Genomic DNA, 25,350 nt, shown 5'->3' on the forward strand with positions numbered 1-25,350 from the left:
TGGAGACGGCTCCGGCTCGCGGAATCGTGGGGATTCGGCGAGCCGGAGGTGGTGCGGCGTGCCGGAGGTGCTCCGGCGCGAGGCGGGCGCAGCGGCCCCCGCGTCAGGCGGTCTCGAAGCGGGTGTCGCCGCGCTCGGGGCGCCAGGAGGGGACGCTCGCGGAGGCGCGGCGGCGCGAGCGCGCGCGGGACGGGCTGAAGCGGAACGGCGGCACGGTGGGGGCCAGCGCGGCCGTGCGGCTCGCGGCGCGCAGCAGCAGCTCCTCCGTGAGCTCCTCCGGCGCGGCCGCGATGGCCAGGCCGCGCTGGTCGAGCTCGCGGGCGATCTGGATCTGGTGGTCGTCGATGTGCTCGCCGCGCGCGACGAGACGCGGGACCAGGATCGGGACCTTGCCGTTCTCGATGGCCGTGATGGCGGCGCCGGTGCCCGCGTGGGCGATGACGACGTCCGCCTCCTTCACGGCCTCCTGCAGCTCGTGGTGCGGCACGCTCGCGCGGCCCTCGATGCCGTAGGGGGAGACGTCGGCGAGGCCGGTCTGCCAGAGCACCTCGGCGTCCTTCAGCAGCGGCACCGACGCGGCGATCAGCCGGTCGAAGGGGTAGAGGTCCTGGGTGCCCACGGAGATCACCGCGCGGCGGATCGCGGAGACCGGCTCGTCGGGACCGGTCGTGTACGCGTCGAAGATCGAGCCGCCGAAGAGCCAGCGCTCGTCCGCCCACACCGGGTACTGCGTGTAGGTGTTCACGCCCGGCAGGCGGGCCATGATCTTGCCGGTGATCGAGGGGCCGTCGGCGCGCGCGGCGCTCTCGATGTAGTGGCACTCGATGCCGCGCAGCGAGGCCTCGGGCATGAACGACACGGCGGGGCTCGAGCCGGTGCTGAAGACGGCGGAGTAGTCGCCCTTGGCCAGGATCCGGTGCGCGATCAGCGCGTTCTCGGCGATCGGGCGGGCGTCGCGCGGAGCGGCGAAGCGGCTGTAGGTCACGCGGCGGCCCTCGAGGAGGGAGCGGCTGAGGCCGTTGTCGAAGGTCACCCAGTGCTGGTCGGCGGGGTCGATCCCGAAGCGGGAGGACAGGGTGAAGAGCTGTTTGAGATGCCCTCCACCGGAGCAGACGAACAGGAACTGTGACATGGCGACCCTTCTTGCGTCCGGGGGAGCTCTCGGGCTCTCCTCCGGCGGAAGCTGACTGAGGCGGTAGTGCAGGGCTGGGTGTTGTGGGGGGTGGGTGGTGCTGGTGGTGCTGGGGCGGCGCGGAGCCGGGCGGGAGCCCCGCTCTGCACTGGAGCGGCCCGGTGGGAGGGAGATCCGGCGGCGTCGTGACCGCGCTCTCCCCGGAGTGCGTCAGGACGTGGGGGCGTCCCGGGCATCGGCGGGTCGACGCCCAGGGGGACGCGCGCGGGGTGGGGCGGGGAGCCTGCGCTGCATCGTGGTCCTGGTCGGTCGGGTGGTTCTCGGGCGGGTGAGGATCGTGACGTCGGGTGCGACGCGGTGCCGGCGCGGCGTGATCCGCTCCTGCGCCTGGGCGAGTGCTCGCCGTCCGAGGACGAGGGCACAGCGGAACGGGCCGCGGTGCCACCCCCACGATAGTGAGGCGCCCGTTCCCTGGCTACTTCGGAGTCGGACCCCTGGGTGGATTGACCTAGCCCGCCTGCAGCGCCGACGGGGTGGCTCCGCCCGCGCGGGCGCGGCCGTCGTTCCGGTCGAGCAGGATGTCGAGCACCGTCTCGTGCCGGGCGGCCCAGGAGTTCGCGTGGATCCAGCCGAGGCGCTCGTCCTCGGTGGCCGGGCCGTCGGCGAGCGCGTCGTCGACGACCGCGGCGAACTCCGCCATGGTCGGCACGATGCGGATCCGGTCGCTGATGCCGTGGATCGGCGGCAGATCGACGGAGATCACCGGGCAGCCGCTCGCCACGTACTCGTAGAGCTTGAGCGGGCTCATCGCCTCGGTCAGCGGGGTGCGGCGGTGCGCGAGGAGGCAGAGCTCGACGTTGCGCATCGTCGCCACCAGCTCGCGGCGGCCGACGGAGTGGTGCAGGTGCACGTTCGCGAACGGGGCGAGCGGGGCGAGGTAGCCGGGGTCGGGCTGCGGGCCCATCAGCACGATCTGCAGCTCGGGGTGCGCGGTGGCGACCGCGACGATCCCCTCGACGTCCAGCCGGTCGTCCAGCGTGCCGACGTGCAGGGCGCGCGGGCCGGGGATGCGGCTGAGCCACTCGGGGGCCTCGGGCACGGGGCCGGTCCACTCCTCCGGGCTGACGCCGTTCGGGACGACGGCGTGCGGGCCGGTCGGCGCGATGCGGTCGATGATCTCCTGCGAGACGGCGGTGACGGAGCGGCCGCTGGTCGCGACGCGGCGGTAGGCCTCCTGGAAGGCGGGCCAGTGGCCCTTCCAGCGGGTCGAGGTCGTCCAGTCGTCGCGGGCGAAGAACATCACGTGCTCGGCCCACTCGAACGGCGAGAAACCGGCCACGACGGGGCTGGTCGTGACGACGACGGGGCGCACGAGCTCCATCTCGTCGGCGAGCTTCGCGATCCCCTGGTCGTAGGCGCGGTACTCCTTCTCCAGGGCGGCGATGTCGGTCGGGTCGGAGCGGCGCAGGCGCAGCGGGGTGTGCAGGACGCGCTGCGGCGTCGACGGGAACTCGACCTCGCGGCCCAGGGCCCCGCGCACGAGCGTCGTCGGCAGGAAGCGGAAGGGGTTCGCCACGATCAGGCGCCCGACCTGCGGGCTCTCCATCAGCGAGTGCAGGATCCGGTCCGGCGGGCGCATCATCCCGCGGCGGGCCGCGTCCGTGTAGGTCTCGTAGGAGAAGGTGAAGACGACGTCGCGGACGACGCCGTCCGCGGTCGGCTCGGGCGCCGTCCGGTCGGGCGCGGTCCGGTCGGGCGCTGTCTGGTCGGGAACGGTCTGGTCGGGAACGGTCTGGTCGGGCACGGCGCTCCTCACGCGAAGGTCCGGATGACGCGCGCGGGCACGCCGACGGCGACGGAGTAGTCCGGCACGTCCTCGCGGACGACGGCGTTCGCGCCGATCACCGCGCCGCGGCCGACCGTCACACCGGGCATGATGACGGCGTTCTCGCCGAGCCAGGCGCCGCGGCCGATGCGGACCGGGGCGATCCGGTCGACGCCCTGGTCGCGGATGAAGCGCGTCGGATCCTTGAAGCCGTGCGAATGGTCCGAGATGTAGACGCCGCGGGCGATGCCGACGCCCTCCTCGATGACCACGCTCTGCACGGCGCTGATCGCGGTCATGTTCATCCGCACGCGGTCGCCGATGATCAGGGCAGGGGTGGGCGCGTCGTCGGTCGGGACCATCAGCATGCAGTTCGCGCTGATCAGCACGTTCTCGCCGATGGAGATCCGCTTGCCCTGCCCGGGTCCGATCCGGAAGGGCAGGCAGATGCGGGAACCCTTGCCGAAGCGGTGGAAACCGCCGGCGACCAGCTTGCTGAAGGCCAGATCGCGTGCTCGCTGCGCGAGGATCGCGAGATCCAGTCCGTTCAAGGCATCAACTCCAGGGGATAGCGGCGGGCCGGACGGCGGGGGTGGTCGTCCTGGGCCTGGGGGGGTGTGGTGATCGCGCCCGGGGTGAGGCGCGCGGGTCTGACCCACGATAGCGAGCGCCTCCTGTGCGCCACGAGTCCGTGCGGATCGGACCCCGGGTGTTTACGACTCGGAAACACGCTGTGCTCTCCGCGGCGTGCGCGGTGCGTGCTCAGAACGGGGGTGCTCACCTGCACGGTGGCCGAGCATCCCGGCGCTCGGGAGGCTCCCGGCGCCGGGAGCGCCCCGGGGAGCGTAAAATCGCAGGGTCCGCGGAGGCGGCCGCCCGCTCCCGGGCCGGCGCGTCCTCCGGATCGTGCGGGACACCGCACCGACGGACCCGGCGACGCCGCTCGGTCCCCGCCCTCGCGCGACCCCGACCCGCCCGCACCACCAGAGAGGCTCGACCGTGGCCGAAGCCGACACCGCCAGCCGACTGTGGACCCTCCACCTCGCGCGAGCCGCCGTCGCGGCCGTCGCCGGTGTGGTGATCACCTTCTCGCCCGACCACGGCCCCGCCTTCGGCTTCGCCGTCTTCGCCGGCTTCGCGCTCCTCAGCGGCGCCGTCGCCCTCGTGATCGGACTGCGCACCCTCGCCGGTCGGGGCCGCACGCTCGCCCTCGCCTCCGCGGGGGTCACCCTCGCCGCCGGTGTGCTCGCGCTGGTCGCGCTGCCGGTCGCGGCCCTCCTGCCCTTCATCGCGCTGATCGCCGGCTGGGCGCTCGTCTCCGGCTCCCTCGAGTTCTCCAGCGGCCGCCGCGGCACCGGCCTCGCCGCCCGCGACGCGGTGATCGTCGGCCTCGGCACGGCCCTGCTCGGAGCGGTCTTCGCCCTCCTCCCGCCGCACCCCGTCGTCTCGGTCGGACTCCTCGGCGCGTACGCCGTGATGCTCGCCGTGTTCCTCGCGATCGCCGCGTTCTCGCTCAAGTGGGCCGCCGGCGCCGATGCCGCCGCACCCTCCACCCCCACCACCGGAGGAGACCGATGACCGCCCCCGACCCCGCCTCCTCCGAGCCGTCGCCCTCCGACGACGACTTCGCGCCGCGCACCTTCCGCCCCACCCGCAAGGACCGCCTGCGTCCGCTCGAGCTCGTCGGCCTCTCCGCCGTGATGGCGGCCTTCGTCGGCGTCGTCGTGCTGATGTCGACCCGCGAGTTCGTCGTCGCCCTGATCGGCTTCGGCGTCGCCTTCATCGTCGTCCTCGTCGCCATCGCCATGTTCTCGCTGACCTTCAAGCCCGACGAGGCCGAGATCGCCGACCTCGACGAGCAGGACGGTGCTCATTAGGTCGGTGCGACTGCGTCGCTCCTCCCCGCGGTCGGCTTCCTGAGGCGGTCGGGTTCCGGAGAGCGGGACGCGTCCGCTGCGCGGAATCGCTTGGCACGCGATTCCGCGGTGCGCTCGCACCTGCGGTGGAGCCCTGCTGACGGGTTCGCGCCCATGCTGGTCGAGTAGCCCCGGAGGGGCGTATCGAGACCCGCCGTCGTCAGCAGCGTGGTTGCATGCCTCGAAGGCAGCAGGAGGTGGGTCCATGCCTCGGCACCCCCGCTTCATGCTGGTCGAGTAGCCCCGGAGGGGCGTATCGAGACCCGCCGTCCTCCGCAGTGCGGCAGCACTCTCGCCCGGCGAGCCGGACGCTCTACGGCGAGACGTCGTCGCGGGCGGTCTCGCCGAGCGCGTACGCCAGGCTGCGCGCGTAGATCTCCTCGAGGCGGGACGCGACGATGCGGTACTGGACCGAGCGGCCGCGGCGCTGCTCGCGCGGGAGGTTGCCGAGGACCACCCCGGCGTCCTCCAGCTCGATGAGGTGCCGGTAGAGGCTCGTCGTCGTGGCGCGGCCGGTCGGCAGCTCCGGGCCGATCGCCTCCACGAGCTCGCCGAAGAGCAGGCCCAGCTCGGGACGCTCCGCCCGGGACAGCGATCGCAGGATCCCCCGGTTGATCTCGCTGCCGACCACCCGGACAGCCAGGTCGGCCTCCTCCGGGGTCGCTCGGCTCCTCATGGACGACGCGGATGAAGGCATGACGCCCATCCTCCCGCACGGGGCCCTGTCGGGATCCCACAGGCGCGTATTGCCACACCGCCTGGGTATCAGATGATTCGCGCCATCGGAATCATGATCCCATGGAACGGTTACCTTGGTCTCCATCGGCACGCCTCTCGCGTGCCGGTACGCGACCGCATCCGGCGCTCGCGTGAGGCGCGAGCCTCGACGTACGCAGGGGAGAGAGCGGCATGGATCGACGACGACGGGCGGGGGAGCCCGCGAGACGCACGGTGGGCGCGCAGCGTGACCGGAACCGAGCGGTGGTGTGGCCGAGCGGCGCCCACCGCGGCCGGATGCGGGTGGGGCGCCGACTGGCCGCAGGCCTCCTGGCGGCGGGACTGGTCGGCGGGGCGGGCACGTCACTGGCGGTGACCTCGTCGTTCCTCGCGCCGCTGTCGGCATCGGCGGCCACGCACGGCGCGGGCTTCGACCTGGGGAAGGGCTTCCTCGGCGCCTATCGCCACCCGGACGGGACGCTGGCCTACTGCCTGCAGATCAGGGCGTCGATCCCGTACAGCCCGACGGCCGGTCCGTCGCTGAACAGCGACTGGAACTCGCTGTCGCCGGATCAGCTCGCACGGCTGAGCTACGTCATGGACGTCCACGGGAACACGGAGGACGCGAACACCGCGGCCGCCGTCGCGCTGTACGTGTGGGACGTGGCGGACAATGCCGCGTACAACGGCAACGGCATGCCGGGCGACCTCTACTACAGCGCCCGCGCCGGCGGGAATCGCGATGCCGTGCTCGGGCTGCTGAGGCAGTACCGGGCGGAGGCCGCCGGCGTGACGGCGGTGCGGCCGGGGCGGACGTCCGGCTCGGCGTCGCTGAGTCTCGACATGCAGACGAGCGCGGGCACCGGCCGGGTCACGGCTCGGACCGATCCGCCCGGGCAGACGGGGACAGTGCATCTGACGAACGCGGTGTTCGACGACACCGGATCCGGGCAGTCGACGATGAAGGACGGGGAGTCGCGGACGCTCCGCGTCGTCCCGAGCGCCGGCCCCTCCTTCGCCGTCGAGGCGCGGTCCGACGAGATCCGGGTGGCGGGTGCCTCCGGCTACCTGGGGAACATCATGACCTGGGCTCCGGGGGTGACCTCCGAGCAGTGGACCGCGTCGAAGGGCCAGAAGATCGACGGCTCGTTCACGATCGCCGCCGCCACGGCGGCCTCCGCGCCGATCCCGAACCTGTTCTCGCCGATCGGATCGACGCAGGTCTCGACACGACGCGTGGAGGCGGGAGCGCAGGCGACCGACACCGTCAGGGCAGGCGTCGCGCCCGGGTCGGGGGAGTGGCGCACCCTCGACGGCGCGCCCGTGCCGGTGGTCTACCGCGGCACGCTCCACGGTCCGTACGCCGAGCAGCCGGTGCAGTCCGACGCGGTGCCGCCGGGCGCGCCCGTCGCCGGAAGCGTCGAGCTGACCGCGACCGGCCCGGGAACCTACACCTCCCCGGGAGTGACGGTGCCCTCGGCCGGGTTCTACACCTGGGTCTGGCGCGTCGAGGAGGCGTCGCAGCCGGACCGGGTGAAGCCGTTCCTCCCCGACGGCTACACCTGGTCGGACAGGTTCGGGCTGGTCGCGGAGACGCACCTCTCGCCGACGACGGTCGCGGCGGAGACGCAGGTCACCGACGAGGAGATCCCCGTCTCCGCGACCTCCACGGACACCCTCACGGTGAAGGACACCGGAGCCTGGCTGAAGAAGGACGGCAGGAGCGTCCCCGTCACCTTCACGGGAACCGCCTACTGGGTGCCCGGCACCGGAACGGTCCCGGCGACGAGGCCGGAGAACGCCACGGTCCTGACGACCTCGAGCATCGTCGTCGAGGGACCCGGCACCTTCACCTCGGAGGCGGCGACCGCGCCGGCGGACTCGGCCGGCCACATCGTCTGGGTCTGGTCCGCCCCCGAGACGCTCTTCACGACGGGCTGGGCGGACGGGTGGAACACGAAGGGCGAGGTCGTGCGCGTGACGACCCCGCAGGTCCGCACGAAGGCGACGCCCTCCGTGCCGCTGTCGGACACCGCGAAGGACGAGGCGGTCGTCGACGGCGAGGTGCCGGAGGGCGCCGTGATCACCTTCGAGGCGTACCGGCAGACCGGCGACCGGGCCTCCTGCACCGTCGAGTCCCGGGTCTACGACGGCTCGACGTCACCCGTCGCGGTCGCCGCGGGGCGGAACGAGAAGAGGTCGTACTGGTCGAGTGAGGTCCGCTTCACGGAGCCCGGCGTCCATCACTGGGTGGAGACGCTGCGGACGAAGGACGGCCGCGTCCTGCACCGCGGTGAGTGCGGAGTGCCGGGGGAGACCACGAAGGTGACCGTGCCCGACGTGACGTCGAAGGCGCAGGCCGACAGCGCGGTGCACGACGGTGCGACCGACGACGCGATCGTCACCGGGGAGACGCCGAAGGGCGCCTACCTGGTGTGGAAGGCCTACCGGGCGGCCGCCGGCACGAGGTCCGCCGCTGACAGCGTGCCGCCGGTCTGCGACGCGTCCACGCTGGTGGCGGACACGACCGGCACCCCGGTCGTCGTCGAGAAGGCGGGCACCTACACCTCGCCCCCGGTCGTCTTCACCACCGCGGGCGCCGTGCACTGGGTGGAGGAGCTGCACTCCTACGACGGGAGGATCCTCGCCCAGGGTGCGTGCGGAGCGCCCGGCGAGACGACCACCGTGCACACTCCCGACGTCCACACCAAGGCCACTCCGGCAGTACAGGTGGGCGACCCGGTGCGGGACGAGGCCGTCGTGAACGGCCGGGTCCCGGCCGGCGCGGTGATCACGTTCGAGGCGTTCATGAGGAGCGGCGAGCAGGACACGTGCACGCCGGCGAACCGCGTCTTCGACGGGTCGGGCAGCCCCGTCGCCACGACGCCCGGCCTGAACGAGGACGTCTCCTACTGGTCCGGTGAGACCCGGTTCACCGAGCCCGGCAGCTACTACTGGGTCGAGACGCTCGCCACGGCGGACGGGACGGTCGTCCATCGCGGGGAGTGCGGCGCACCGGGCGAGACGACCGTCGTCTCACCCGCGCCGGTCGTTCCGACGCTGGCCGACACCGGAGGTGACCCCGGCCCGTGGTTCGCCGGCGGCCTGGCCGCCCTCGTCCTCGGTCTCGCCGCCGCCCTCCTCGCCCGCCGCCGCCGCCCCTCGCCGCAGGAGTAGCCACACGCGCCCTGCTGGTCCTGCATGTCGGTCGAGTAGCCCCGCAGGGGCGTATCGAGACCCACCGTCCTCAGCACGGCGGGCTGCAGGCTCCCCCTCTCCCGCCGATCCCCTTCGAGACGCCCGCTCCGCGGGCTCCTCGATCGGGATGAACGCCGCGGCGTCGGTGGTCCGGGTTAGCGTGCGGGGGTGGCGGAGGCGATCGGGCGGTGGTGGGAGCGGCGGCGGTTCTCGCGAGGGGTCGACGTCCCGTATCCGGTGGGGACGTACCGGGAGGCGTGGGCGTCGTTCCCGGTGCTCGTGCTCCAGTACCGGCCCGAGTACAACGGGGGGATCGTCCTCAGCCAGATCCCCCCGGCGGCCGACGTCTATCTGTGCTGGCTGTGCGACGCGGGACACGTGTTCGTCGCGACTCCCGAGGAGCAGCGGCACCGTCCGGGCCGGGAGCGGCGGCGCTCGTCCTGGTGCCCCGACTGCGCGGCGCTCGCGAAGCCCCGGACGCCGCGGCCCGCGGTGGAGCCGGTGATCGAGCGCCCGTCGGCCCCGGTCCCCGAGTCCGCTGCTGCTCGGTCACCCCGTCCCGCCCGCACGCCGACGAGATCGCGCCCGCCGCGGATCTGCTCGAAGACCCCGCAGCTCCCGCCGGGAGAGCCCTTCGTCAGCGCCTGCGCGCCTCCGCCCGCGTCGGCGGTCGAGGCGCGGCTCCGCACGCTGCTCGCCGAGCGGCTCGAGTTCGAGCCGGGGTTCACGGCGGTGCGGCTTGGTCGGCCGTTCTTCGAGCACCTGGAGGCGTGGCCGGACATCGTGCTGAGCGAGCTGCGGGTGGCGATCGAGTACGACTCCACGGGGCGGCACGGGCTCGAGCACGTGGGGCATCGCGAGGAGGCGGACCGGCGGAAGGACCGCGCGCTGCGGGCCGTCGGCTGGGAGGTGGTGCGGGTGCGGACCGGGCGCCTGCCTCCGCTCGGGCCGCACGACGTCCTCGCGTCGGGCGTCTCGGCGGGGCTCGTGGACCGGCTGCTCGACGAGCTGCGCGAGATCCGCGGGTCGCTGCTCGTCGACGCCTGGACACGCTGACCGGGCGCCTGGTCGCCCTGACCGGGCGCCTGGACCCGCTGACCGGTCGGAGGGGCGTGCCGGCCCGCCGCGCGACCCCGCGGCGGCTCAGGTCCGCAGTGCGAGCGCCTCGCTGCACCAGCGTCGGTACAGGGCCCACGGGTCGGGCTCGCCCGCCCGCACCGCCTCGACGTGCCGGTCGAGCGCGGCGCTGCGGGTGAACCACTCCGTCCGCTCCAGCCGCTCGACGGCGAACTGCGCGTGGCGGTGCTGCTCCAGCGTCCGCCCGCCGCGCTCGAAGGCGAGCAGCTCCTCGTGCCGCAGCCGGTGCAGGCGCTGCCGAGGGTTGCCGCTGGTGCCGATCTTGATCCGCCCGGCGAAGCGGATGTAGTAGACGACCTCGACCCGCGGTGGCGGCAGCTCGCCGTCGGGCGCGTCGCCGAGCCGCCACTCGCAGGCCGCGCAGAGCCAGCCCGACGGGTGCCGGACGCCCAGCCGCGAGCCGCAGACGAGGCACGGCGAGGGGAGGGCGTCGACGACGCCGTCCTCGCGCGCCACCCAGTCGTGCGCGAGCCCGAGGTGCGCGCTGCAGAGCGCCACCGGCGCGCCCGGCTCGGCGGCCGTGCGGCAGCCGTCGAGGGCGCAGTCCGGGGGGACCGCATCGGGGGACATGCTCCGACCCTAGGCAGGACCCCCGACATCCGCGCCGGGGGCCGTCTCCGTCGAGCTCCCCCGCAGGCGAGCTCGACGGCGTCTCAGCTCAGGCGGTCGACCAGCTCCGAGGCCAGCCCGGTGTAGCCGGCGGGCGTCAGCGCGAGCAGACGGGCCTTCGCGGCAGCGCCGATGTCGAGGCCGTCGACGAAGACCGCGAGGTCCTCGGCGCCGAGGCGCTTGCCGCGGGTGAGGTCCTTGAGCATCGCGTACGGGTCCGTGATCGAGGAGCGTCCCGCGACGACCTCGGCGCGGATGACGGTCTGGATCGCCTCCGCGAGCACCTCCCAGTTGGTGTCGAGGTCGGCGGCGAGGGCGCGCGGGTCGAGGTCGATCTCGAGCAGCCCGCGTGCGATGTTGTCGAGCGCGAGCAGCGAGTGGCCGAACGCGACGCCGATGTTGCGCTGGGTCGTCGAGTCGGTGAGGTCGCGCTGCAGCCGCGAGGTGACCAGGGTCTGCGCGAGCGAGTCGAGCAGCGCGCTGGAGAGCTCGAGGTTCGCCTCGGCGTTCTCGAACCGGATCGGGTTGATCTTGTGCGGCATCGTCGACGAGCCGGTCGCGCCGGCCTGCGGGATCTGCCGGAAGTAGCCGAGCGAGATGTAGGTCCAGACGTCGGTGCAGATGTTGTGCAGGATCCGGTTCGCGTGCGCGGCCTTGCCGTAGAGCTCGGCCTGCCAGTCGTGCGACTCGATCTGGGTGGTCAGCGGGTTGAAGACGAGGCCGAGGGAGCCGACGAACTCCGCCGCGAGGGCCGCCCAGTCGGTGTCCGGATCCGCCGCGAGGTGCGCCGCGAAGGTGCCGGTCGCTCCGCTGAACTTGCCGAGGTACTCGGTGGCCTCGAGCTGCACGACGACCCGCTCGAGGCGGAAGGCGTAGACGGCGAACTCCTTGCCCATCGTCGTCGGCGTCGCGGGCTGGCCGTGGGTGCGGCTGAGCATCGACTCGTCGCGGTAGCGCACGGCGAGCTCGCGCAGGGAGGCGACGACCGAGCGCAGCTTCGGCAGCCAGACGTCCTCGACGGCCCGGCGGACGACGAGCGCGTAGGAGAGGTTGTTGATGTCCTCGCTGGTCGCGGCGAAGTGGGTGAGCTCGGCGATGCGATCCAGGCCCAGCTCGGCCAGCCACTGGCGCACCAGGTATTCGACCGCCTTCACGTCGTGGCGGGTGACGGCCTCGAGCTCGGCCAGGCGGTCGATCTCGGGCTGGCCGAAGTCGCGGGCGCGGCGGCGGAGCTCCTCGGCGTCGGCGGCCTCGACCGGCTCGGAGCCGAAGAGGCGGCGGTCGGTGAGGGCGAGCAGCCACTCCACCTCCACGTGCACGCGCGCTCGGTTCAGCCCGGCCTCCGACAGGTGCTCGCCGAGGGCGGAGACGGCGGCGCTGTAGCGGCCGTCGAGCGGGCTGAGCGGCTGGGGAGGGAGCGAGGTCATGCGGTGGTGCCTTCCGGTTCTCGGGGGTCCCGCGCGGTCTGGAGGCTCGAGCGCGAGTCGGTGCGGACCGTGCGGTTGCCGCGCAGTCCCGGTTCGATCTGGGCGAAGAGCGCCCGGCACGCGCGCTCGATCAGCGCGAGCACCGAGTCGAACGCCGCCGCATCGGAATAGTAGGGGTCGGGGACGTCGCCCTGCGCCGAGAGGCCCGGCTCGAAGGCGAGCAGGCGCCGGATCTTCTGCCGGTCGACGTCGGTGCGCGCCCAGGAGCGCAGCGCCCGCTCGTGGCCGTGATCGAGGGCGACGACGAGGTCGAACTCCTCGAAGAGCGCGGGGTCGAAGAGCCGCGCGCGGTGCGGAGCGCCGTCGAGTCCGCGGCGATCGAGCGCCTCGAGGGCACGGTGGTCGGCGTGCTCGCCGAGATGCCACTCGCCGGTGCCGGCGGAGGTGATCGTGATGACCGAGCCGAGCCCTGCCTGCTCGGCGAGGGAGCGCAGCACCACCTCCGCCATCGGCGACCGGCAGATGTTGCCGGTGCAGACGAAGCACACGGCGAACGCCGACGGCGCGGAAGAGGGGGTCACCCGCCCATCATGGCGCACCGGCGGTCCTCCACAGCGGGCGGATTCTCGACCTCTCCACCGTTCCGGGGAGCGCCCGCCCGTGGCCGACCGCGGTGCCCGAGGCTGGCCGCGGGCATCGAGAGAGAAGGGAGGTGGCGGATGAGCCTCGAGGCGGCTGCAGGGGGAGCGACGGGCGCGGCGGCGCCGTGGCCGAGCGCGGCGGTGGCGGCGCTCGCCGAGCGGATCGGGGTGCTGCGCGGGGAGGCGGGCGGACTCCTGCCCGACGCCGACTGGGAGGGGGCGGCGGCGCGGGAGTACGCCGAGCGGGCGGCCGAGCTGCTGGCCGGGCTCGCGACGGCGGAGGCGGCGGCGCGCGGGCTGGCAGTGGGGGCGGGCGGATGAGGGCGCCGTCCCCGGTGCGGGTGGAGACGGCCGAGCTCGACGAGCGCCGGCGGACGCTCGAGGGGCTCGCGGCGGGGCTGGCCGAGTGCGCGGTGCTCGGCGACGGGCTCGTCCCCGCGGTGATGCTCGCGGCGCCGGCCCGGGCGGGTGAGCCGGCGGCGCTCGGCGATCGGCTCCGCCTGCTCGAGGCCGACGCGGTGGCGCTCCGGGAGGCGCTCGCCGCGGCGGCGGCGGAGTACGAGCGGGCGGAGGAGGACGCGGTGCCGGGGACGCCGGGGATCCTCGGGCCGCAGACCGCCGTCGCGCTCTTCGAGCGGCGTGCGGGCGAGTCCCTCGCGCGGCGGCTTCCCGGCGCCGTCGAGGACGCCGCGGTGCTGGTCCGGGCGGTGGCCGACGCGGCGTTCGGGTCGGTCTCGGCGGCGGCGCGAGCCCTCGCGGGGGACGAGGGTGCCGAGGCCGACCTGAAGGAGGAGGGGGAGGACCTCGTCCGGGCGCTGCTGGGCGACCCTCTCCTGATCGAGGGTCTGCGCGGGGTGATCTCCTCGATCGGCCTCGGCACCGAGATCGGGGTGCTGCTGCTCCCTCCGCCGCTGGCCGACGCGGTGGGGCGACCGACGTCCGAGCAGGTGATCGGGAACGGGGTGCAGTCGGCGGCGGGGGCGCTCGTCATCCTGGGGACGGTGTTCGGCGTGCTGCCGGCGCCGGGTGAGCGGGAGCTGCGGGTGGAGCGGGTGCCGCCGCCGGTGGACCCGCTCGCCGCGCCGGCGGGCTGGGGGGAGCTCGCGGCGCGGATCCCGCCGAGCGATCCCGACGGTCCGCAGGTGGTGATCGAGCGCTACGGAGGGGAGTGGCTCGTCACGCTCTCCGGCACCACCGATTGGAGCGCCGACCCGGAGCAGGCCTTCGGGGCTCCGTCGAACCTGCAGGCGATGGCGGGCGGGCGCGCCGCCTCCGTCGAGGGAGCGCTCGCGGCGATGGCGGCGGCCGGGATCTCCGCCGGGGCCCCCGTCACGATGGCCGCGCACTCGCAGGGCGGGCTGGTCGCCCTCCGGGTGGCGCAGTCGGGGCGCTACGACGTGCACGACGTCGTCACCTTCGGCAGTCCGGTGCGCGGGCTGGACCTGCCGGAGGGGACGCGCTCGCTCTCGATCGAGCACTCCGACGATTTGGTGCCGGCGCTCAGCGGCTTCAGCCGGACGGCGGCGGAGGAGCCGGGGGTCGTGCTGGTCGAGCGCGACTCCCCGGCGGGGATCCCGCGGGACACTCCGGTGCCCGCGCACGCCCTCGACGCCTACGTCGCGACCGGGCACGCCCTCGATGCGGCGGCCGACCCCCGGCTCGCGGCGACCGGGGCCGCTCTGTTCCCGCTCTGGCGGGGAGCGCCGGACTCGCGCGTCGCCGCCCGGCTGACGACCGTGCCGGTCAGTCCCGGCGGCGGTCGCGAGCGAAGGGGCGCAGGAGCAGCCCGATGAACCAGTTGACGATCGCGAGCACCAGGGCGCCGAGGACGCCCCACCAGAAGCCGTCCACGACCAGGCCGAAGCCGAAGAGGCCGCTGATCCAGGCCGTCAGCAGCAGGAGCAGGCCGTTCACCATGAAGGACACGAGACCGAGCGTCAGCACGTACAGCGGGAAGGCCACGACGCGGACCACCCCGCCGACCACGGAGTTGACGACGCCGAAGATCACTGCGACGAGGAGGTACGTGAGCACCGCGGCGGTCGGCCCCTGCTCGTACGGATCGACGCGGACGCCCGCGACGACGAGCGTGGTCAGCCAGAGGGCGACGGCGTTGGTGGCGAGGCCGAGGAGGAGTCTGCGCATGCCTCCACTCTGGCGCAGCCCGCCTCCACCCGGGCGCACCGGCGGCGGGGAAGGGTGCCTCGCGCGGCTCGCCCGGCCGCCGCCCGAATAGCATGGTCCGGGTGACCGACCAGCAGGAGCCACCCGTCCGCCTCCGCCCCGAGATCCTCGCTCTGCCGGCCTACCGCCAGGGCCGCGCCGCCTCCGCGGACGCGTTCAAGCTCTCCTCCAACGAGAACCCGTTCGATCCGCTGCCCTCGGTGCTCGAGCGGGTGCAGGCGATCACCGACTTCAACCGCTACCCGGACGCCGCGGCCACGGCGCTCCGGACGGCGCTCGCCGAGAGCTACGGCGTCGGGATCGACGAGGTCATCGTCGGAGCGGGCTCCGTCGCCGTCATCGCCCAGCTGATCACCGCCGCCGCGGGACCGGGCGACGAGGTCGTGCACGCCTGGCGCTCCTTCGAGGCCTACCCCTCCCTCATCACCACCGCCGGCGCCACCGGCGTGCGCATCCCCCTGCGCGCCGACGACACGCACGACCTCGACGCGATGGCCCAGGCGATCACCGAGCGCACCCGTCTGGTGATCGTCTGCAGCCCCAACAACCCCACCGGGACCGTCGCCACCGCGGACGACGTGGCGGCCTTCCTCGAGAAGGTGCCGGCCGACGTCCTCGTCCTGCTCGACGAGGCCTACGCCGAGTTCGTCGGCGACGAGCGCGCGGTGGACGGCGCGACCCTCCTCGGCCGCCACCCCAACCTCGTCGTCGCCCGCACCTTCTCCAAGGCCTACGGACTGGCGGGGCTGCGCGTCGGCTACGCGATCGGGCACCCGCGGATCCTCGACGCCGCCCGCTCGACCGCCATCCCCCTCTCGGTCACCCGCTTCGCGGAGACCGCGGCGGTCGCCTCGCTCGAGCACCGCGAGGAGCTGCTCGAGCGCGTCGGCCGCATCGCCCAGCTCCGCGACCACCTCTGGCAGGCGCTGCTCGACCAGGGCTGGACCATCCCCGAGTCCGAGGCCAACTTCCTCTGGTTCGACACCCGCGAGCAGACGGAGGCGGCCGCGGCGGTCTTCGAGCGGGCCGGCGTGGTCGTCCGCGCCTTCCCGCCCGAGGGCATCCGGGTGTCCGTCGGCGAGGCGAGTTCTGTCGACAAGCTCCTCACGGCAGCGGCGGAGATTGTCGGGACCCTCCCGAAGGGGCATCCCGCGAGGCGGATAGGTTAGTCGGGTGGCAGCCACCAGCGAGACGCCGACGGTCCAGTTCCTCACCGCGGACGGCCGGTTCGCACCGACCCCCGCGGCCGAGCAGTACGCCCCCCTCCTCGACGGGATCGACGAGGCGCAGCACCGCTCCTTCTACCGCGAGATGGCGGTCGTCCGCCGGTTCGACATCGAGGCGGCGAACCTGCAGCGTCAGGGGCAGCTCGGTCTCTGGGTGCCGAGTCACGGGCAGGAGGCGGCGCAGGTCGGCTCCGCGTTCGCGCTGCGTCCGCAGGACCACGTCTTCCCCTCCTACCGCGAGCACGTCGTCGCCAAGGTCCGCGGCGTCGACCTGCTCCGCGTCCTCGCGCTGCTGCGCGGTGTGACGCACGGCGGCTGGGACCCGGCCGACCCCGCGCACGGCAACTTCCACCTCTACACGCTGGTCCTCGGCTCGCAGGCCCTGCACGCGACCGGCTACGCGATGGGCCTCACCTTCGACGGCGCGACCGGCACGGGCGACCCCGAGAAGGACGCGGCGGTCATCGTCTACTTCGGCGACGGCGCCTCCAGCCAGGGCGACGTCAGCGAGGCCATGGTCTTCGCCGCGAGCTACCAGACGCCCGAGGTGTTCTTCCTGCAGAACAACCACTACGCGATCTCCGTGCCCGTCGCCACTCAGTCGCGCAGCCCGCTGTACCTCCGCTCCTCCGGCTTCGGAATCCCGGGCGTGCAGATCGACGGCAACGACGTGCTCGCCAGCTACGCCGTCACCGCGAAGCACCTCGCCGACGCCCGCTCCGGCGGCGGCCCCCAGTTCATCGAGGCGCTCACTTATCGCATCGGCGCGCACACCTCGAGCGACGACCCCACGAAGTACCGGACCGACGACGAGCTCGCCTCGTGGGTCGCGAAGGACCCGATCACCCGCTTCGCCGCCTACCTGCGCGGTCTCGGCGCCCCGCAGTCGTTCTTCGACGAGGTGGACGAGGAGGCGAAGGACTTCGCCGCCGACATCCGGCAGCGCCTGCTCGCGCTCGAGGCGCCGCCCGTCGACGTGATGTTCGACCACGTGTACTCGGAGCCGCACCAGCAGGTGGCGGAGCAGAAGGCGTGGCTCCAGGGCTACGAGGACGCGCTGGGAGGCGACCCGCGATGACGATCGACACGAGCACCACCGTCCAGCCGCCGCTGAGCGACACGCAGCTGGAGTCCATGTCGATGGCGAAGGCGCTGAACGCCGGGCTCCGCCGCGCCATGACCGAGAACGACCGCGTCCTGCTGATGGGCGAGGACATCGGCCCCCTCGGCGGCGTCTTCCGCATCACCGAGGGCCTGCACGCCGAGTTCGGGCCGCAGCGCGTGCTCGACACCCCGCTCGCCGAGTCCGGTATCGTCGGCACCGCGATCGGCCTCGCGATGCGCGGCTTCCGCCCGGTCTGCGAAATCCAGTTCGACGGCTTCATCTACCCGGCCTTCGACCAGATCACCTCGCAGCTCGCGAAGATGACCAACCGGCACGAGGGCTCGCTCACGATGCCCGTCGTCATCCGCGTGCCCTACGGCGGGCACATCGGAGCGGTGGAGCACCACCAGGAGAGCAACGAGGCCTACTTCGCGCACACCGCGGGCCTCCGCGCGGTCAGCCCGTCGACCCCGAACGACGCCTACTGGATGATCCAGGAGGCCATCGCCTCGGACGACCCGGTGATGTTCTTCGAGCCCAAGAGCCGCTACTGGCCCAAGGGCGACGTCGACCTCCGCGCCTCCGCCGCCCCGCTGCACGCGACCCGCGTCGTGCGCCAGGGCGACGAGGTCACGGTCGTGGGCTGGGGGCCGATGGTCTCCGTGCTGCTCCAGGCCGCCGAGCTCGCCGGCGAGGAGGGGACCAGCGTCGAGGTCGTCGACCTGCGCTCGCTCTCGCCGATCGACTGGGAGCCGCTGCTCGCCTCGGTCCGCAAGACCGGTCGGCTCGTGGTCGCCCAGGAGGCGTCCGCGAACGTGAGCCTCGGCTCCGAGATCGCCGCGACCGTCACCGAGAAGGCGTTCTACTCGCTCGAGGCGCCGGTGCTCCGCGTCGCGGGCTTCGACACGCCCTTCCCGCCCGCCAAGGTCGAGAAGCTCTTCCTCCCCGACGTCGACCGCGTGCTCGAGGCCGTCGACCGCTCGCTCGCGTACTGACGCACCGGCCGACGCCCCGGCGTCCCGACGCGCCCCCTTCCCTCATGCAGAACCGGCACAGCCAGGAGTCCCGACGATGACAGAGCACTTCCTCCTCCCCGACGTCGGCGAGGGCCTCACCGAGGCCGAGATCGTCTCCTGGCGGGTCAAGGTCGGCGACGAGGTGAGCGTCAACCAGGTCCTCGTCGAGATCGAGACCGCCAAGTCGCTCGTCGAGCTGCCCTCGCCGTTCAGCGGCACCGTCGTCGACGTGCTCGTCGACGAGGGCCAGACGGTCGACGTCGGCACGCCGATCATCACCGTGCAGGGCGCGGGCTCGGCAGGCTCCGAGATCCCGGCGATGCCCGCGCAGGCCGCGCCGCCCGCAGCCCCGCCCGCTCCCTCGACCACCGAGCCCGGCGAGGGCTCCGGCGCCGCGCTGGTCGGCTACGGCACCGCCGGCGGCCACGTTGCCACCCGCCGTCGCCGTCCCGCCGCGGGCGCCGCTCCGGAGAAGCCGGCCCGCCCGGCGTCGCCGCCGCGACCGACCTCGGTGCCCGCCTCGTCGGCGCTGCCCGTCATCGCGAAGCCGCCGATCCGCAAGCTCGCCAAGGACCTCGACGTCGACCTGCTCGAGGTGCAGGCCACCGGCCTCGCCGGCGAGGTCACCCGCGACGACGTCATCCGCCACGCCTCCCAGGCCAGCGTCTTCCGCAACATCCAGACCCCCGCCTGGGGCGACTCCCGCGAGGACCGCATCCCCGTCCGCGGCGTCCGCAAGGCCATCGCCTCGGCGATGTCGCGCAGCGCCTTCACCGCGCCGCACGTCAGCGTCTTCGTGGACGTCGACGCGACCCGCACGATGGAGTTCGTCAAGCGCCTGAAGAACTCGCCCGACTTCGCCGGCGTCAAGGTCTCGCCGCTGCTGATCATGGCCAAGGCCATCATCTGGGCGGTGCGGCGGAACCCGACGGTCAACTCCGCCTGGACCGACACGGACATCCTCGTCCGCCACTACGTCAACCTCGGCATCGCCGCGGCCACCCCGCGCGGCCTGCTCGTGCCCAACGTCAAGGACGCGCAGTCGATGAGCCTCCTCGAGCTCGCCCAGGCCCTCGAGAAGCTCACCCTCGACGCCCGCGACGGCAAGACCTCCGCCGCCGACATGCAGAACGGCACCATCACCATCACCAACATCGGCGTGTTCGGCATGGACACCGGCACACCGATCCTCAACCCCGGCGAGGTCGCGATCATCGCCCTCGGCACCATCAAGCAGAAGCCCTGGGTCGTCGACGGCGAGGTCCGCCCCCGCTTCGTCACCACCGTCGGCGGCTCCTTCGACCACCGCGTCGTCGACGGCGACGTCGTCAGCCGCTTCGTCGCCGACGTTGCGAGCGTGCTGGAGGAGCCGGCGCTGTTGCTCGATTGAGCGGATTCCTCCTTCGTCGTCATCCGCTCCGCGGTCGGCTCGGGTGGGTGGTCGCGTTCCGCAGAGCGTCTTGCGGACCGGTACGACGAATCGCTGGCACGCGATTCGCCGCGGTGCTGGTTCGAGCGGATTCCTCCTTCGTCGTCATCCGCTCCGCGGTCGGCTCGGGTGGGTGGTCGCGTTCCGCAGAGCGTCTCGCGTACCGGTACGACGAATCGCTGGCACGCGATTCGCCGGTGACCTCGGCCTTGCGCCGGGAGTGGCGGGCTCGGACTGGTGGGCTCCGCTTCGCGGTCGCGGCTCTCGCGGAGCGGCCCATCCATGCTGGTCGAGTAGCCGCGGAGTGGCCCAACCATGCTGGTCGAGTAGCCGCGGAGCGGCGTATCGAGACCCGCGTGCTCCGTGGGGGGGATCTCGATATGCGCCCTCCGGGCGCTACTCGATCAGCATCAGCATCAGCGCGGGGGCGGGTCGAAGGAGTGCAGGGCGAGGGCGGCGGACAGGAGGGTGCTGGCGGCGGCGCCGCGGACGCTGGTGCCCTGGGAGTCGAGGGGCGGGCTGACGATGGCGGCACCGAGGCGGCCGGGAGCAGAGAGGACGATCGCGCCGGAGACGCTCGACTTGGCGGGGACGCCGACGGCGCGCATCCAGCGGCCGGAGCCGTCGTAGACGCCGCAGGTCGCCATCACCGAGACGACGTCGCGGGCGACGAGGGCCGGCACGACGCGCTCGCCGGTCACGGGATTCACGCCGCCGAGGGCGAGGGTCGCGCCCATCACCGCGAGGGCCTCCGCGTCGACGAGCACGGCGCAGGCGCGGGCGTAGGCGGCGACGGCGTCGTCGGCACTGCGCCGCAGGGTGCCCTCGGCGCGCATGAGGTGCGCGAGGGCGTGGTTGCGGTCGCCGAGCAGGTGCTCGTTCGAGGCGACGCTCTCGTCGACCTCCAGCGAGCGGCCGGCGAAGGCGGAGAGGCCGCGGAGGATGCGCTCGCCGCGGCCCTCCGCATCGCCGCCGTCGACGAGTGCGGCGGTCAGCAGGGCGCCCGCGTTGACCATCGGGTTCGGCGGGCGGCCGGTGCCGCTCTCGAGCTTCAGGGCGTCGAAGGCCTCGCCGGTCGGCTCGATGCCGACGCGGTCGAGCGCGTCGCCGTCGGTGTCGAGCAGCGCGAGTGCGAAGAGGAACGGCTTGACCGCCGACTGGATGCTGAACGGCACGTCCGCCTGCGCGCTCGAGCGCACGGTGCCGTCCGGCAGCGCGAGCGCGATCCCGCACAGCTCCGGGTCGGCCGCCGCGAGCTCCGGGATGCTGTCGTCCACCTCCCCGCCGCGTTCCTCCAGCACGCGCCCCCGCAGCTCGTCGAGGTCGAAGTCCTGAGGAGAAGCCATCCCTCCACCCTGCCACCCCCGCCTGACCCCTCCGCGAGATGCCACTTGTGCACGCGACACGCCGTGAGAAGCGTGCACAAGTGGCATCTCGCGGAGGGGGAGGGGAGGGGCGGGTCAGCCGAGGATGCGGCGGACGGCCTCGCGGACGACGGCGTCGTCGGCCGGTTCCTCGTCGAGGGCGCGGTGGATGGTGAGGCCCTCCATCAGGGCGTCGAGCATGCGGGCGGTGGTCGGGTCGACGTGGCGCTCGAGGGCGGCGCGGGAGCGGGCCATCCAGCTGTGCGTGATGCTGCGGTACTCCGGACGCCGGGCGGCGAGGGTGTAGAGCTCGTGGGTGATCACGAGCTCGCGCCGGCTGCCGAAGATGTCGTGCAGGACGACGTCGACGACGGCCTCGCGCGCTTCGTCGGGGGTGCGGGCATCGGTCATCCGCCGCAGGGTCTGCTCGGCGACGGAGTCGGCGAAGCGGGTGAACGCCTCGTGCAGCAGCTCGTCCATCCCGGCGAAGTGGTAGCTCATCGAGCCGAGCGGCACGTCGGCGGCCGCGGCCACGCGGCGGTGCGAGGTGCCGGCGACCCCCTCCTCCGCGATCACGTCGAGGCAGGCGTCGATGATGCGGTCGCGCCGGTGCGGGTCGGTGCGGCGCGGTGCGCGCGGCGCGGGTGCGCTCTCAGCGGTCTCGGTCACTCGGTGACGCTCCGGATCACGCGGGCCGGAGTGCCGACGGCGACGACGCCGGCCGGGATGTCGCGGGTGACCACGGCGCCCGCTCCGACCACGCTGTCGTCGCCGATGCTCACCCCGGGACAGACGATCACCCCGCCGCCGAGCCAGACGTTGTCGCCGATCGTGATGGGCCGGGCGGCCTCGAGCTTGTCGCGGCGCGGACCGGGCTCGACCGGGTGCGTCGGCGTGAGCAGCTGCACGTTCGGGCCGATCTGGCAGTCGGCGCCGATGGTGATCGCCGCGACGTCGAGCGCGGTGAGGTGGTAGTTGACGAAGGTGCGCGGGCCGATCGTGATGTTCTCGCCGTAGTCGACGAACAGCGGCGGCTTCACGAACGCGTCCTCGCCGAGCGAGCCGAGCAGCTCCTCGAGCAGCGGGCGGGCAGCCGCCTCGTCGGCGAGCGCGGCGCGGTGGTAGGCGTCGGCGAGCCGTGCGGCGCGCTGCGCGAGGCGCGTGCTCTCCGGGTCGTCGGCGATGTAGAGGTCGCCGGCGAGCATCCGCTCGCGGTTGCTGCGCTCGTCGCCGGCGAAGTGGTCGGCGGCGACATGCTCGTCGGCGACATGCTCGGCGGCGACGTGGTCGGTGCTGTCCATGTGCACGATCGTACACACTGCGTGTACGGTCGTACGCATGTCCACCGCCCTCGCGCCGCCGTCCACCGAGTCGCGCCGCGCTCGCACCGCCGTCGCCGCGCTCTTCCTCACCAACGGCGCGCTCTTCGCCAACCTCGTCCCGCGCTTCCCCGAGATCAAGGCCGACCTGGCGCTCGACAACGCGGCCTACGGAGTCGCGATCGCCGCGTTCCCGGCCGGCGCGGTCGTCGCCGGGCTCGCCGCGGCCGTCGTGATCCGGCGGCTCGGCAGCGGCCGCGCCGCGGTGCTCGGCACGATCCTCACCGCGATCGGGACGGTGCTGGCCGGCTTCTCGCCGTCGCTGCTGGTCTTCGCCGGGGCTCTCGCCTTCGCCGGCGCGACCGATGCGATCACCGACGTCGCGCAGAACAGCCACGGTCTGCGGGTCCAGCGCCGCTACGGGCGCTCGATCATCAACTCCTTCCATGCGATCTGGTCGATCGGCGCGGTCCTCGGCGGCTCGATGGCGGCCGGGGCGATCGCGCTCGGCCTGCCCCGCGCCATGCACCTGAGCATCTCGGGGGTGCTCTTCGCGGCGGTCGCGCTGACCGCGCTGCGCTTCCTCCTGCGAGGCCGCGACGACGAGACCGCGGCCGAGCCGGGGGCCGCGCCGGTCGTGCGGGCTCGCGTCCGCCCGCGGGTGGTGCTGCTGCTCGCGGCCCTGGTCGCGGTGGCGATCGCGGGCACCCTCGTCGAGGACGCGGCGTCGACCTGGGCCGCCGTCTACTTGGGCGGCTCGCTCGGGGCGACCGCGGCGGTGGCGGCGTACGGCTTCGTCGCGCTGGTCGGCGCGCAGTTCGTCGGGCGCATCCTCGGCGACCGGCTGGTCGACCGCTTCGGTCAGCGCAGCGTGCTCCGGGTCGGCGGGGCGATCGCGGCGCTCGGGATGGGGGCGGCGCTGGCGTTCCCGTCCGTTCCGGGCACGATCGCCGGATTCGCGGCCGCCGGCTTCGGACTCGCGACGACGGTCCCCGCGGCGATGCACGAGGCCGACGAGATCCGGGGGCTGCGCGCGGGCACCGGAGTCACGATCGTCTCGTGGCTGATGCGGCTCGGCTTCCTGCTCTCGCCGCCGATCGTCGGGCTGGTCGCCGACGGCGCGGGGCTGCGGGTGGGGCTCCTGGTGGTGCCGATCGCGGGGGTCGTGGCGGTGCTGCTCGCCGGGGTCCTCGGTCGGCGCCGCACGGCGGGGGCCGCGTCGTGACCGGGCTCGAGGCAGTGCCCGGCCCGGAGGGTGCGACCGGCCTGGAGGCGGTGCTCTGGGACATGGACGGCACGATCGTCGACTCGGAGCCCGCGTGGGTGCGGGCGCAGGAGGTGCTCGCCGGGCGCTTCGGCCGCGGGTGGACGCGTGCCGACGCGCTCGCGCTGATCGGCAGCACGATGGAGCAGACGGTGCGGGCGCTGCAGGCCGCCGGTGTCGAGCTGCCGGACGCCGAGGTGGAGGCGGTGCTCGAGCGCGACGTGCTCGCGGAGATGCACCGCGGGCTGGTGTGGCGGCCGGGGGCGCGCGAGCTGCTGCGCGACGTGCACCGGGCGGGGGTGCGGCAGGCGATCGTGACCACGTCGTCACGCGTGATGGCGCAGGTCGTCGTCGATGCGCTGGCGGCGGAGGTGCCGCTCGCCGCGCTCGTCACCGGCGACGACGTGTCGCGCGGCAAGCCGGATCCGGAGCCGTACCTGCTGGCGGCCGCGACGCTCGGCGTCGACATCGCGCACTGTGTCGCGATCGAGGACTCGCCGACGGGACTCGCGGCGGCCGTGGCGTCCGGGGCGTGCGCGGTCGGGGTGCCGCACGATGCGGAGCTCGCGCCGGGCGCGGACCGCACGCTCTGGCCGACGCTCGCCGGGCGCAGTGCGGCGGACCTCGAGGCGCTGCTGCGCTGAGGGCGTCGGCGGTGGGGGATCTCGATACGCCCGCGGTGCGGGCTGCTCGATCAGCAGGGAGGGCCTGCGCCACGCCCGCGGAGGGCAGGGAGCGCGGCTCTCCCCACCATGCTGGTCGAGTAGCCGCGGAGCGGCGTATCGAGACCCGCCGTGCTCAGCAGTCCCGGTCTGCAGGCCTCCGTGCTGACGTGGGTGGATCTCGATACGCCCGCTGCGCGGGCTACTCGATCAGCATGAAAGCAGGCGTCCCTCGCGAGAGGTGCGGCGCACCATGCCGGTCGAGTAGCGGGCCGCAGGCCCGCGTATCGAGACCCGGCGGCCGAAGTGCCTGCGGTGGGGGATCTCGATACGCCCGCTGCGCGGGCTACTCGATCAGCAGGGAGCGCCCGCGCCCGTGAAGAACAGGGAGCGCAGCTCGCCTTCCATTCCGGTCGAGTAGCGGGCCGCAGGCCCGCGTATCGAGACCCACCCGATCCGGGCGCTACGCCGTCAGCGACACCGCCGTCCAGGAGACCGGGGGCAGCGTCAGCGTCAGCACGCCGTCCGCCAGCTCGGCGTCGACGGGCTTGAGGCCGACGCGGTTCTGGTCGTCCTTGGTGTTCTTCGCGTAGACGTCCTCGTCGAAGATCCCGACGGCCTCCGCGACGGTCGTGACGCCGAGGCCGCTGACGTCGACGGTCACCTCGAGCGCCTCCGTCGTCGAGCGGTTCACCAGGAACACCGCGGCACGGCCGTCGTCGAGGGTGGCGACGGAGTCGACCAGCGGTGCATCACCGTGGCGCGCGGTCGAGTACGAGCCGACCTCGATCCGCGGCTTGAGCACCGAGCCCGAGGCGAGGCGCGCGGTGGTGGAGAACGGGAAGAACGTGGTCTGGCGCCACGCGGCTCCGCCGGGCTCGGTCATGATCGGCGCGATCACGTTGACGAGCTGCGCGAGCGACGCGGAGGTGACCCGGTCCGAGTTCTTCAGCAGCGTGATCATGAGGTTGCCGAGCACGACGGCGTCGGCGACCGAGTACACGTCCTCCAGCAGGCGCGGCGCGTAGGCCCACTCGCGGGTGCTCTGGTCACCCTCGGCGTCCGCCTTCTCCTTCTCGGTCCACTCCTGGAGGTACCAGACGTTCCACTCGTCGAAGGACAGCTTGATGTCCTTCGACTTCTTCAGCTTGTGCTTCACGTGGTCGACGGTGGCCGCGA

Annotated in this window: 24 protein-coding genes; 12 read left to right on the top strand and 12 right to left on the bottom strand. The window is 73.5% G+C overall.

Features of this window, described 5'->3' with window-relative positions; genetic code table 11:
• Nucleotides 1-103: 103 nt before the first annotated feature.
• The 3 genes from MT350_RS19225 to MT350_RS20275 form a co-directional block, all read right to left on the bottom strand.
• Nucleotides 104-1,132, bottom strand: coding sequence for a glycosyltransferase (locus MT350_RS19225; RefSeq protein ID WP_123731824.1), 1,029 nt, complete (start codon nt 1,130-1,132; stop codon nt 104-106).
• Between the two features lie 508 nt (nt 1,133-1,640).
• Nucleotides 1,641-2,936, bottom strand: coding sequence for a hypothetical protein (locus MT350_RS19230; RefSeq protein WP_243616456.1), 1,296 nt, complete (start codon nt 2,934-2,936; stop codon nt 1,641-1,643).
• A gap of 8 nt (nt 2,937-2,944) precedes the next feature.
• Nucleotides 2,945-3,508, bottom strand: coding sequence for a DapH/DapD/GlmU-related protein (locus MT350_RS20275; protein WP_123734729.1), 564 nt, complete (start codon nt 3,506-3,508; stop codon nt 2,945-2,947).
• A 448-nt stretch (nt 3,509-3,956) separates the two neighbouring features.
• Here MT350_RS20275 and MT350_RS19240 point away from each other — a divergent pair, with 448 nt between their 5' ends.
• A complete protein-coding gene (locus MT350_RS19240; RefSeq protein ID WP_243600321.1) occupies nt 3,957-4,535 on the top strand; it encodes a hypothetical protein in 579 nt (192 codons plus the stop codon).
• Nucleotides 4,532-4,834 (top strand): hypothetical protein, encoded by a 303-nt coding sequence (locus MT350_RS19245; protein ID WP_243581097.1) that lies wholly within the window; start codon nt 4,532-4,534, stop codon nt 4,832-4,834. The genes MT350_RS19240 and MT350_RS19245 overlap by 4 nt, the downstream gene beginning before the upstream one ends.
• Nucleotides 4,835-5,186: 352 nt before the next feature.
• On the opposite strand, the gene MT350_RS19250 is transcribed toward MT350_RS19245, so the two are convergent.
• A complete protein-coding gene (locus tag MT350_RS19250) occupies nt 5,187-5,570 on the bottom strand; it encodes a hypothetical protein (protein WP_243616457.1) in 384 nt (127 codons plus the stop codon).
• Between the two features lie 284 nt (nt 5,571-5,854).
• Between MT350_RS19250 and MT350_RS19255 the strand changes: the two genes are divergently transcribed.
• Together MT350_RS19255 and MT350_RS19260 are read left to right on the top strand one after the other, a co-directional pair.
• Nucleotides 5,855-8,767: a hypothetical protein gene (locus MT350_RS19255; protein ID WP_243600323.1), complete on the top strand. Its 2,913-nt coding sequence runs from the start codon at nt 5,855-5,857 to the stop codon at nt 8,765-8,767.
• Between the two features lie 189 nt (nt 8,768-8,956).
• On the top strand, nt 8,957-9,844 hold the full coding sequence (locus MT350_RS19260) for a hypothetical protein (protein WP_243600324.1): 888 nt from the start codon (nt 8,957-8,959) through the stop codon (nt 9,842-9,844).
• A gap of 87 nt (nt 9,845-9,931) precedes the next feature.
• On the opposite strand, the gene MT350_RS19265 is transcribed toward MT350_RS19260, so the two are convergent.
• The 3 genes from MT350_RS19265 to MT350_RS19275 form a co-directional block, all read right to left on the bottom strand.
• Complete coding sequence (locus tag MT350_RS19265) at nt 9,932-10,495, bottom strand: GIY-YIG nuclease family protein (protein WP_243600325.1); 564 nt, start codon at nt 10,493-10,495, stop codon at nt 9,932-9,934.
• An 83-nt stretch (nt 10,496-10,578) separates the two neighbouring features.
• On the bottom strand, nt 10,579-11,961 hold the full coding sequence (purB, locus tag MT350_RS19270) for an adenylosuccinate lyase (protein WP_243600326.1): 1,383 nt from the start codon (nt 11,959-11,961) through the stop codon (nt 10,579-10,581).
• Nucleotides 11,958-12,542, bottom strand: a complete 585-nt coding sequence (locus tag MT350_RS19275; RefSeq protein ID WP_243600327.1) for a low molecular weight protein-tyrosine-phosphatase — start codon at nt 12,540-12,542, stop codon at nt 11,958-11,960. Before MT350_RS19275 ends, purB begins: the two co-directional genes overlap by 4 nt.
• 138 nt (nt 12,543-12,680) lie before the next feature.
• On the opposite strand from MT350_RS19275, the gene MT350_RS19280 reads away from it, so the two are divergent.
• On the top strand, nt 12,681-12,923 hold the full coding sequence (locus MT350_RS19280) for a hypothetical protein (protein WP_243600328.1): 243 nt from the start codon (nt 12,681-12,683) through the stop codon (nt 12,921-12,923).
• On the top strand, nt 12,920-14,395 hold the full coding sequence (locus MT350_RS19285; protein ID WP_243600329.1) for a hypothetical protein: 1,476 nt from the start codon (nt 12,920-12,922) through the stop codon (nt 14,393-14,395). The genes MT350_RS19280 and MT350_RS19285 overlap by 4 nt, the downstream gene beginning before the upstream one ends.
• On the opposite strand, the gene MT350_RS19290 is transcribed toward MT350_RS19285, so the two are convergent.
• Nucleotides 14,346-14,747: a phage holin family protein gene (locus MT350_RS19290; protein ID WP_243600330.1), complete on the bottom strand. Its 402-nt coding sequence runs from the start codon at nt 14,745-14,747 to the stop codon at nt 14,346-14,348. The genes MT350_RS19285 and MT350_RS19290 overlap by 50 nt on opposite strands.
• Before the next feature lie 92 nt (nt 14,748-14,839).
• On the opposite strand from MT350_RS19290, the gene hisC reads away from it, so the two are divergent.
• The 4 genes from hisC to MT350_RS19310 all read left to right on the top strand — a co-directional run bounded on the left by hisC (nt 14,840) and on the right by MT350_RS19310 (nt 19,523).
• Nucleotides 14,840-15,955: a histidinol-phosphate transaminase gene (hisC, locus tag MT350_RS19295; RefSeq protein WP_374204664.1), complete on the top strand. Its 1,116-nt coding sequence runs from the start codon at nt 14,840-14,842 to the stop codon at nt 15,953-15,955.
• 4 nt (nt 15,956-15,959) lie between these two features.
• Nucleotides 15,960-17,090 (top strand): thiamine pyrophosphate-dependent dehydrogenase E1 component subunit alpha, encoded by a 1,131-nt coding sequence (locus MT350_RS19300; RefSeq protein WP_123734737.1) that lies wholly within the window; start codon nt 15,960-15,962, stop codon nt 17,088-17,090.
• Nucleotides 17,091-17,146: 56 nt separating this feature from the next.
• Nucleotides 17,147-18,112 (top strand): alpha-ketoacid dehydrogenase subunit beta, encoded by a 966-nt coding sequence (locus MT350_RS19305; protein ID WP_374204667.1) that lies wholly within the window; start codon nt 17,147-17,149, stop codon nt 18,110-18,112.
• Nucleotides 18,113-18,188: 76 nt separating this feature from the next.
• On the top strand, nt 18,189-19,523 hold the full coding sequence (locus MT350_RS19310) for a dihydrolipoamide acetyltransferase family protein (RefSeq protein WP_123734739.1): 1,335 nt from the start codon (nt 18,189-18,191) through the stop codon (nt 19,521-19,523).
• Nucleotides 19,524-19,978: 455 nt separating this feature from the next.
• Here MT350_RS19310 and glsA read toward each other — a convergent pair whose 3' ends face one another.
• The 3 genes from glsA to MT350_RS19325 form a co-directional block, all read right to left on the bottom strand.
• Nucleotides 19,979-20,908 (bottom strand): glutaminase A, encoded by a 930-nt coding sequence (glsA, locus tag MT350_RS19315; protein ID WP_243600332.1) that lies wholly within the window; start codon nt 20,906-20,908, stop codon nt 19,979-19,981.
• Nucleotides 20,909-21,022: 114 nt separating this feature from the next.
• Entirely contained in the window at nt 21,023-21,595 is a 573-nt protein-coding gene (locus MT350_RS19320) for a TetR/AcrR family transcriptional regulator (RefSeq protein WP_243600333.1), read from the bottom strand.
• Nucleotides 21,592-22,227 carry a sugar O-acetyltransferase gene (locus MT350_RS19325; RefSeq protein ID WP_243600334.1) on the bottom strand — a complete coding sequence of 212 codons (636 nt, stop codon included), beginning with the start codon at nt 22,225-22,227 and terminating at the stop codon, nt 21,592-21,594. Before MT350_RS19325 ends, MT350_RS19320 begins: the two co-directional genes overlap by 4 nt.
• Before the next feature lie 37 nt (nt 22,228-22,264).
• Between MT350_RS19325 and MT350_RS19330 the strand changes: the two genes are divergently transcribed.
• Both MT350_RS19330 and MT350_RS19335 read left to right on the top strand, forming a co-directional pair.
• On the top strand, nt 22,265-23,470 hold the full coding sequence (locus tag MT350_RS19330) for an MFS transporter (protein WP_243600335.1): 1,206 nt from the start codon (nt 22,265-22,267) through the stop codon (nt 23,468-23,470).
• Nucleotides 23,467-24,153 carry an HAD family phosphatase gene (locus MT350_RS19335; protein ID WP_243600336.1) on the top strand — a complete coding sequence of 229 codons (687 nt, stop codon included), beginning with the start codon at nt 23,467-23,469 and terminating at the stop codon, nt 24,151-24,153. Before MT350_RS19330 ends, MT350_RS19335 begins: the two co-directional genes overlap by 4 nt.
• Nucleotides 24,154-24,634: 481 nt before the next feature.
• Here MT350_RS19335 and MT350_RS19340 read toward each other — a convergent pair.
• Nucleotides 24,635-25,350 (bottom strand): alpha-L-arabinofuranosidase C-terminal domain-containing protein (locus tag MT350_RS19340; RefSeq protein WP_279396525.1); only part of this gene is annotated, 716 nt, incomplete at its 5' end.

Source organism: Rathayibacter sp. VKM Ac-2928, from assembly GCF_022815545.1.
GTDB classification, from domain to species: Bacteria; Actinomycetota; Actinomycetes; order Actinomycetales; family Microbacteriaceae; genus Rathayibacter; species Rathayibacter festucae.

Bases quoted from the DNA above. Each gene is read 5' to 3' on its own strand.
- MT350_RS19250 (WP_243616457.1), bottom strand. From the start codon at position 5,570: ATGCCTTCATCCGCGTCGTCCATGAGGAGCCGAGCGACCCCGGAGGAG.
- MT350_RS19310 (WP_123734739.1), top strand. From the start codon at position 18,189: ATGACAGAGCACTTCCTCCTCCCCGACGTCGGCGAGGGCCTCACCGAG.
- MT350_RS19285 (WP_243600329.1), top strand. From the start codon at position 12,920: ATGAGGGCGCCGTCCCCGGTGCGGGTGGAGACGGCCGAGCTCGACGAG.
- MT350_RS19265 (WP_243600325.1), bottom strand. From the start codon at position 10,495: ATGTCCCCCGATGCGGTCCCCCCGGACTGCGCCCTCGACGGCTGCCGC.
- glsA (WP_243600332.1), bottom strand. From the start codon at position 20,908: ATGGCTTCTCCTCAGGACTTCGACCTCGACGAGCTGCGGGGGCGCGTG.
- MT350_RS19305 (WP_374204667.1), top strand. From the start codon at position 17,147: ATGTCGATGGCGAAGGCGCTGAACGCCGGGCTCCGCCGCGCCATGACC.
- MT350_RS19245 (WP_243581097.1), top strand. From the start codon at position 4,532: ATGACCGCCCCCGACCCCGCCTCCTCCGAGCCGTCGCCCTCCGACGAC.
- hisC (WP_374204664.1), top strand. From the start codon at position 14,840: ATGGTCCGGGTGACCGACCAGCAGGAGCCACCCGTCCGCCTCCGCCCC.
- MT350_RS19290 (WP_243600330.1), bottom strand. From the start codon at position 14,747: ATGCGCAGACTCCTCCTCGGCCTCGCCACCAACGCCGTCGCCCTCTGG.
- MT350_RS19280 (WP_243600328.1), top strand. From the start codon at position 12,681: ATGAGCCTCGAGGCGGCTGCAGGGGGAGCGACGGGCGCGGCGGCGCCG.
- purB (WP_243600326.1), bottom strand. From the start codon at position 11,961: ATGACCTCGCTCCCTCCCCAGCCGCTCAGCCCGCTCGACGGCCGCTAC.
- MT350_RS19330 (WP_243600335.1), top strand. From the start codon at position 22,265: ATGTCCACCGCCCTCGCGCCGCCGTCCACCGAGTCGCGCCGCGCTCGC.
- MT350_RS19225 (WP_123731824.1), bottom strand. From the start codon at position 1,132: ATGTCACAGTTCCTGTTCGTCTGCTCCGGTGGAGGGCATCTCAAACAG.
- MT350_RS19325 (WP_243600334.1), bottom strand. From the start codon at position 22,227: ATGGACAGCACCGACCACGTCGCCGCCGAGCATGTCGCCGACGAGCAT.